This is a genomic window from Mycobacterium sp. (assembly GCF_035603715.1).
GTDB lineage: Bacteria > Actinomycetota > Actinomycetes > Mycobacteriales > Mycobacteriaceae > Mycobacterium.
On record NZ_DATNJW010000225.1, the window covers coordinates 1 to 6,647 of the forward strand.

Annotated in this window: 6 protein-coding genes; 4 read left to right on the top strand and 2 right to left on the bottom strand. The window is 66.6% G+C overall.

Annotation, left to right across the window (positions count from 1 at the left end):
* Both VN856_RS09425 and VN856_RS09430 read right to left on the bottom strand, forming a co-directional pair.
* Positions 1-790, bottom strand: a 790-nt coding sequence (locus tag VN856_RS09425; RefSeq protein WP_325688285.1) for an inositol-3-phosphate synthase, incomplete at its 3' end; no start/stop codon positions are given.
* Positions 791-831: 41 nt separating this feature from the next.
* Complete coding sequence (locus VN856_RS09430; RefSeq protein ID WP_325688286.1) at positions 832-1,374, bottom strand: PadR family transcriptional regulator; 543 nt, start codon at positions 1,372-1,374, stop codon at positions 832-834.
* A gap of 235 nt (positions 1,375-1,609) precedes the next feature.
* On the opposite strand from VN856_RS09430, the gene VN856_RS09435 reads away from it, so the two are divergent.
* The 4 genes from VN856_RS09435 to VN856_RS09450 all read left to right on the top strand — a co-directional run.
* Entirely contained in the window at positions 1,610-2,797 is a 1,188-nt protein-coding gene (locus VN856_RS09435; protein ID WP_325688287.1) for an LLM class flavin-dependent oxidoreductase, read from the top strand.
* 59 nt (positions 2,798-2,856) lie between these two features.
* Positions 2,857-3,291, top strand: coding sequence for a DUF5318 family protein (locus VN856_RS09440; protein WP_325688289.1), 435 nt, complete (start codon positions 2,857-2,859; stop codon positions 3,289-3,291).
* The gene (locus tag VN856_RS09445) at positions 3,284-5,806 is read left to right on the top strand and encodes a transglycosylase domain-containing protein (protein ID WP_414686912.1); all 2,523 of its coding nucleotides are present in this window, start codon (positions 3,284-3,286) and stop codon (positions 5,804-5,806) included. Before VN856_RS09440 ends, VN856_RS09445 begins: the two co-directional genes overlap by 8 nt.
* Positions 5,803-6,647: glycosyltransferase 87 family protein (locus VN856_RS09450; protein ID WP_325688291.1), on the top strand; the 845-nt coding region annotated here is incomplete at its 3' end. The genes VN856_RS09445 and VN856_RS09450, both read left to right, overlap by 4 nt.

A 6,647-nucleotide genomic window follows, 5' to 3' on the forward strand; every position in this document is an offset into this window, starting at 1 on the left:
CATCGAGGATGTTGTCCTCCAGCTGGCTGGTGACGGCCTTGGTCTTCGAGATCTTCTTGGACTCCAAGCGCTGCCGCTCGAGCATGTTCTTGAAGTCCATGTTTCCGCCGAAGTTGAGCTGGTACGTGCGCAGCAGCTCGACCCCGCGGTCCTCGAACAGCTTGGCCAGCGCCCGGTGCACGATGGTCGCGCCGACCTGGCTCTTGATGTCGTCGCCGACGATCGGCACGCCCGCGTCCTCGAACTTCTTCGCCCAGACTGGGTCCGATGCGATGAAGACCGGCAGCGCGTTGACGAACGCCACACCGGCGTCGATCGAGCACTGCGCATAGAACTTGTCGGCCTCCTCGGAGCCCACCGGCAGGTAGGACACCAACACGTCGACCTTGGCCTCACGCAGCACCTTCACCACGTCGACCGCCTCGGCGTCGGACACCTCGATGGTGTCGGCGTAGTACTTGCCGATGCCGTCGAGTGTCGGGCCGCGCTGCACGGTCACATTGGTCGGCGGCACGTCGGCGATCTTGATGGTGTTGTTCTCCGACGCGAAGATGGCCTCGGACAGGTCGAAGCCGACCTTCTTGGCGTCCACGTCGAACGCGGCGACGAACTTCACGTCGCGGACGTGGTACTGGCCGAACTTCACGTGCATCAGGCCGGGAACGGCGCTGTTCTCGTCGGCGTCGTAGTAGTACTGGACGCCCTGTACCAGCGAGGACGCGCAGTTGCCGACGCCGACAATAGCGACTCGGACCTCGGTCGACGCCTGCGGCGCGTTCTGCTCACTCATACGGAGTTCTCCTTGACTCTCATATTGGGGATTACTCGGCTCTAGGCCTGCTCTGCGCTGCGTTGCGCAACACGTTCGGCCGCGATCAGCTCGTTGAGCCAGTTGACTTCGCGCTCGCTGGACTCCAGCCCGAGTTGATGCAGCTGGCGGGTGTAGCGGTCCAGGGAGTTGCTGGCCCGCGCAATTGCTTCACGCAGGCCTTCCCGACGTTCTTCGACCTGGCGGCGGCGACCCTCCAGGATGCGCATCCGCGCTGCGGCCGGCGTGCGGTTGAAAAATGCCAAGTGCACGCCGAACCCGTCGTCGGTGTAGTTGTGCGGGCCGGTGTCAGCCACCAGTTCGCTGAAGCGCTGCCTGCCCGCGTCGGTCATCTCGTACACGCGCCGAGCCCGACGCACCGGCGTGCCGGTCGGAGCCGCGTTCTCGGCGATCAGCCCGTCGGACTGCATCCGCCGCAGTGCGGGGTACAGCGATCCGTAGGAGAATGCCCGGAAGGCTCCGAGCAGACCCGTAAGCCGTTTGCGCAGCTCGTAGCCGTGCATGGGCGACTCGAGCAAGAGTCCCAGGATGGCGAGCTCTAGCACCGAGTCACCTCCTTTGCTCCATGGAATGCGACGCTGTTATGTCGCGAAACAGTCTCGCGCAATAGTATCGGCCCGATATATTCGGCGCCACTCCGGGCGGTCAGCTGAAGTTCCCGTTCTGTTCAGCGGTTGGTAGCCGCGCAGTCAGGCCACCACGCCGGCGAGCCGGTCGAGTTGCAATCAGCCTGGTTGCAAGCCTGTTCATGACGCGGTTCGCGCGGCATAACCAAACAACGTGTCAATTCATCTGCATTGGTTTCTTCCGACGTACGGCGACTCGCGCGATCTGATCGCCGGAGGGCACGGCAGCACGATGCGTGGCGACCGGCCGGCCGACCTCAAGTACCTCATCCAGCTCGCCCAGGCCGCCGAGATCAACGGCTTCGAGGCAGTGCTGACCCCGACCGGCTTGTGGTGCGAGGACGCCTGGCTGACCACCGCGATGCTGATCGGCAGCACCGAGTCGCTGAAGTACCTGGTGGCGTTCCGCCCGGGCCTGATCAGCCCGACGCTGGCCGCTCAGATGGCGACCACCTTTCAGTGGCAGTCGCAAGGTCGGCTGATGCTCAACGTGGTCACCGGCGGCGAGAGCACCGAGCAGCGGGCGTTCGGCGACTTCCTGGAGAAGCAGGACCGCTACGCGCGATGCGGAGAGTTCCTCGACATCGTCCGCCGGCTGTGGACCGCCGATTCCCCGGTGACCGTGGCCGGCGAACACCTGCGCGTCGAGCAAGCCTCCCTGGCGCGACGGCCCGATCCGCTGCCACCCGTTTTCTTCGGTGGCTCGTCGCCGGAGGCCGGCCAGGTCGCGGCCCAATACGCCGACACTTATCTGACCTGGGGCGAGCCGCCGGAGCAGGTCAAAGAAAAGCTGGACTGGATCCGCGGCCTGGCCACCGCACAGGGCAGACAACTGAGCTACGGCCTTCGGGTGCACGTCATCTCCCGCGACACCAGCGAGCAGGCCTGGGCCGAGGCGGAGCGGTTGCTGAATGCGCTCAACCCGGAGACCGTGGCCGCAGCGCAGCAGTCGCTCGCCCGTTCGGAATCGGTGGGCCAGCGCCGGATGCGCCAATTGCACGGCGGTGGGCAGGATTACACGGCCGGGGCCGATGCCCGACAGCTGGAGATCTACCCCAACCTGTGGTCGGGCGTCGGTCTGGTGCGCGGCGGCGCGGGCACTGCCCTGGTCGGCTCGCACACCGAGGTCGCCGATCGCATCGCCGAATACGCCGAGCTGGGGCTGGACCACTTCATCCTGTCCGGATATCCCCACCTCGAGGAGGCCTACATCTTCGGCGAGGGCGTGCGGCCGATCCTCGCGGAGCGGGGTCTGCTGGGTGAGGCGGCATCGGTGGTTGCGCCGAGCGAGCCGGTGAGGTCGGCGTTCTTGCCGAACGTCGGCGAGGTCAGCGCTTCCTAGCCAGGAAACGTAACCGACCTACCTCTCGGCATCGGTGCCGCGGACGTACTCTGGTCTTCGTGCGATTGCAGCGACAGGTAGTGGATTACGCGCTTCGGCGCCGATCACTGCTGGCCGAGGTCTACTCCGGCCGGACCGGTGTCTCCGAGGTGTGTGACGCCAACCCCTACCTGCTGCGCGCGGCCAAGTTCCACGGCAAGGTGAGCTCGGTCATGTGCCCGATCTGCCGCAAAGAGCAACTGACGCTGGTCTCGTGGGTATTCGGCGACCACCTCGGCGCGGTGTCCGGGTCTGCGCGGACCGCCGAAGAACTGGTCTTGCTAGCCTCGCGGTTCGAAGAGTTCTCCGTACACGTGGTGGAGGTATGCCGAACCTGCAGTTGGAATCACTTGGTCAAGTCGTATGTGCTGGGCGCGACACGCACGGCTCGTCCGCCGCGGAAGCCGCGCAGCACCCGGACGGCGCGCGACGGCGCCCGCACGGCCAGTGAATAACGAAGGGCAGCAAGACCAGTCGGCCGCTGACAACCCGATCGGGTCAGGGGCTGATGGCGGGTCGAAGCAGCCGCGACGACGACCCACGCCACCTCCCGACGACCGGCTGACCACGATCCTTCCTCCGGTCAAGGACGACGCGCCGAACCGCTTCCGGGATCCCATCGCCGACGTGAAGGCCGCACTCGACGGTCGCCCCTCGTCGCGGTCCGCGGATTCGCGCGACTCGCTCGACATGGCTTCGGCCGCACTCGACAGCAAGACGTCACGGCGTCAGGAGAAGCCCGCTGGTGGCTCGGGTGGGCCGCCGGCAGGTGGACCACCGGGCGGCCGTCCGCCCGGCCCGCCTGGCCCGCCGGGGCGGAAGCCTCCGCTGCCGGGCTGGGCTCAGCGAGCCGACTGGGACTGGCTGCACCACATCAACTGGACGTGGGTCCGTCGCGGGCTCTACGTGAGCGCCGTGGTGATCCTGCTGCTGCCGATCGTCACGTTCGCGATGGCCTACTTCATCGTCGACATTCCCAAGCCCGGCGACATCCGCACCAACCAGGTGTCGACGATTCTGGCCAGCGACGGTTCCGAGCTGGCGAAAATCGTTCCCCCCGAAGGTAACCGGGTGGACGTCAACATCGACCAGGTGCCGGTGAACGTCCGCCAGGCGGTGATCGCTGCCGAGGACCGCAACTTCTACTCCAACCCGGGCTTCTCGTTCACCGGGTTCGCGCGCGCCTTCAAGAACAACATCTTCGGCGGTGACACGCAGGGCGGTTCGACGATCACCCAGCAGTACGTCAAGAACGCGTTGGTGGGAGCCCAGCGCGCCGGCGTCGGCGGCCTGATCCGCAAAGCCAAGGAACTCGTCATCGCCACCAAGATGTCGGGGGAGTGGTCCAAAGACGAGGTGCTGCAGGCCTATCTGAACATCATCTACTTCGGCCGGGGCGCCTACGGAATCTCCGCGGCGTCGCGGGCCTACTTCGACAAACCCGTCGAGCAACTCACCGTCGCCGACGGCGCACTGCTGGCCGCGCTGATCCAGCGCCCGTCGACGCTGGACCCCGCGCTGAACCTCGAGGGCGCCAAGGCCCGGTGGAATTGGGTGCTCGACGGGATGGTCGACATCAAGGCGTTGTCGCCGACCGACCGTGCGGCACAGCAATTTCCGCCGACCGTGCCACCCGAGCAGGCTCGCGCGAAAGACCAGACCACCGGCCCCAACGGGCTGATCCAGCGACAGGTCACCAAAGAACTGCTCGAGCTGTTCAACATCGACGAGCAGACGCTGAACACCCAGGGGCTGCAGGTCACCACCACGATCGACCCGCAGGCGCAGAAGGCCGCCGAGAACGCCGTCTCGAAATACCTCGAGGGGCAGAGCCCCGACATGCGGACCGCGGTCGTTTCGATCGATCCGCACAACGGCGCGGTGAAGGCGTACTACGGCGGCTCGGATGCCAACGGGTTCGACTTCGCCCAGGCCGGTCTGCAGACCGGGTCGTCGTTCAAGGTGTTCGCGTTGATCGCCGCGCTGGAGCAGGGGATCGGACTGGGCTACCAGGTGGACAGCTCACCGCTGACAGTCAACGGCATCAAGATCACCAACGTGGAGGGCGAGGGCTGCGGGGTCTGCAATATCGCCGAAGCGCTCAAGCGTTCGTTGAACACCTCCTACTACCGGCTGATGCTCAAGTTGAAGAACGGTCCGGAGGACGTGGCGGCCGCTGCACACCAGGCGGGCATCGCAACCAGCTTCCCGGGTGTCCAGCACACCCTGTCCGAGGACGGCAAGGGTGGTCCGCCCAACAACGGAATTGTGTTGGGCCAGTACCAGACCCGCGCGTTCGACATGGCCTCGGCCTACGCGACGCTGGCCGACTCCGGCATCTATCACCGGCCGCACTTCGTGCAGAAGGTGGTCAACGCCGACGGGAAGGTGCTGTTCGACGCGACCAACTCGGACAACACCGGTGAGCAGCGGATCCCCAAGGACGTCGCCGACAACGTCACGTCGGCGATGCAGCCGATCGCGGGGTACTCGCGCGGACACAATCTGGCCGGCGGCCGGCCGTCGGCGGCCAAGACCGGCACCACCCAGCTGGGTGACACCGACGCCGACAAGGACGCCTGGATGGTCGGCTACACCCCGTCACTGTCGACGGCGGTGTGGATCGGCACCGTGCGCGGGGATGTGCCGCTGGTGAGCAAGGGGGGCGGGGCCATCTACGGGTCGGGCCTGCCGTCGGATATCTGGAAGTCGACGATGGACGGCGCGCTCAAAGGCACCACCAACGAGTCCTTCCCCAAGCCCACCGAGATCGGTGGCTCCGCCGGTGTGCCCGCCGCGCCGCCACCACCGCCGCAGGCGCCGCAGATGACGGTCATTCAGCCCACGATGGAAATCGCGCCGGGCATCACGATTCCGATCGGGCCGCCGACCACGGTGCCCGTCGGACCGGCGGCTCCGCCGGCACCGCAGCCGGGAGCGCCCGAGCCGGGACCGTCGCCCCCGCCGTGACCCTCGCCGAGACGGATCGCGCCGAGATCTCGCCGCGGCGGTTGGCCAGGGATCTGCGCTCCGCCGATGACCGTGATTGCCCCAGCCGCACCGACTTTCTGGGCGCAGCGCTGTCGAATGTCATCGGTGGTCCGGTGGGCCGGCACGCGATCATCGGTCGCGCCGCCGTTCTGACGCCGCTGCGAGTGATGTTTCTGATCGCGCTGGTGTTCCTGGCGCTGGGCTGGTCGACGAAAGCGCCGTGCTTGCAGACCATCGGGACCGGCCCAGGCGATCAGCGCGTCGCCAACTGGCAGAATCAGCGGGCCTACTACGAGTTGTGCTACTCCGACACCGTGCCGCTGTACGGCGCGGAGTTGTTGAGCGAGGGCCGTTTTCCGTACAAGTCGAGCTGGATCGAGAAGGACGGCGCCGGCAAGCCGCAGGCCCGCTACGACGGTCAGCCGGCAGTGCGCTACATGGAGTATCCCGTCCTGACCGGCGTGTACCAGTACGTCTCGATGGCGTTGGCCAAGACGTACACCACGTTCAGCAAGCTGATTCGACTGCCGGTCGTCGCCGAGGTTGTGGTGTTCTTCGACGTCGCCGCACTCGGGTTGGCGTTGGCCTGGTTGGCGACACTGTGGGCGACCGCAGGGCTGGCCGGCCGGCGGGTTTGGGACGCCGCGCTGGTGGGCGCGTCGCCGCTGGTGATCTTTCAGATCTTCACCAATTTCGATGCGCTGGCAACGGCTTTGGCGGTGGGTGGGTTGCTGGCTTGGGCGCGGCGCCGACCGGTGCTCGCCGGGGTGCTGATCGGTCTGGGCGTCGCGGCCAAGCTGTATCCGGTGTTGCTGCTGGG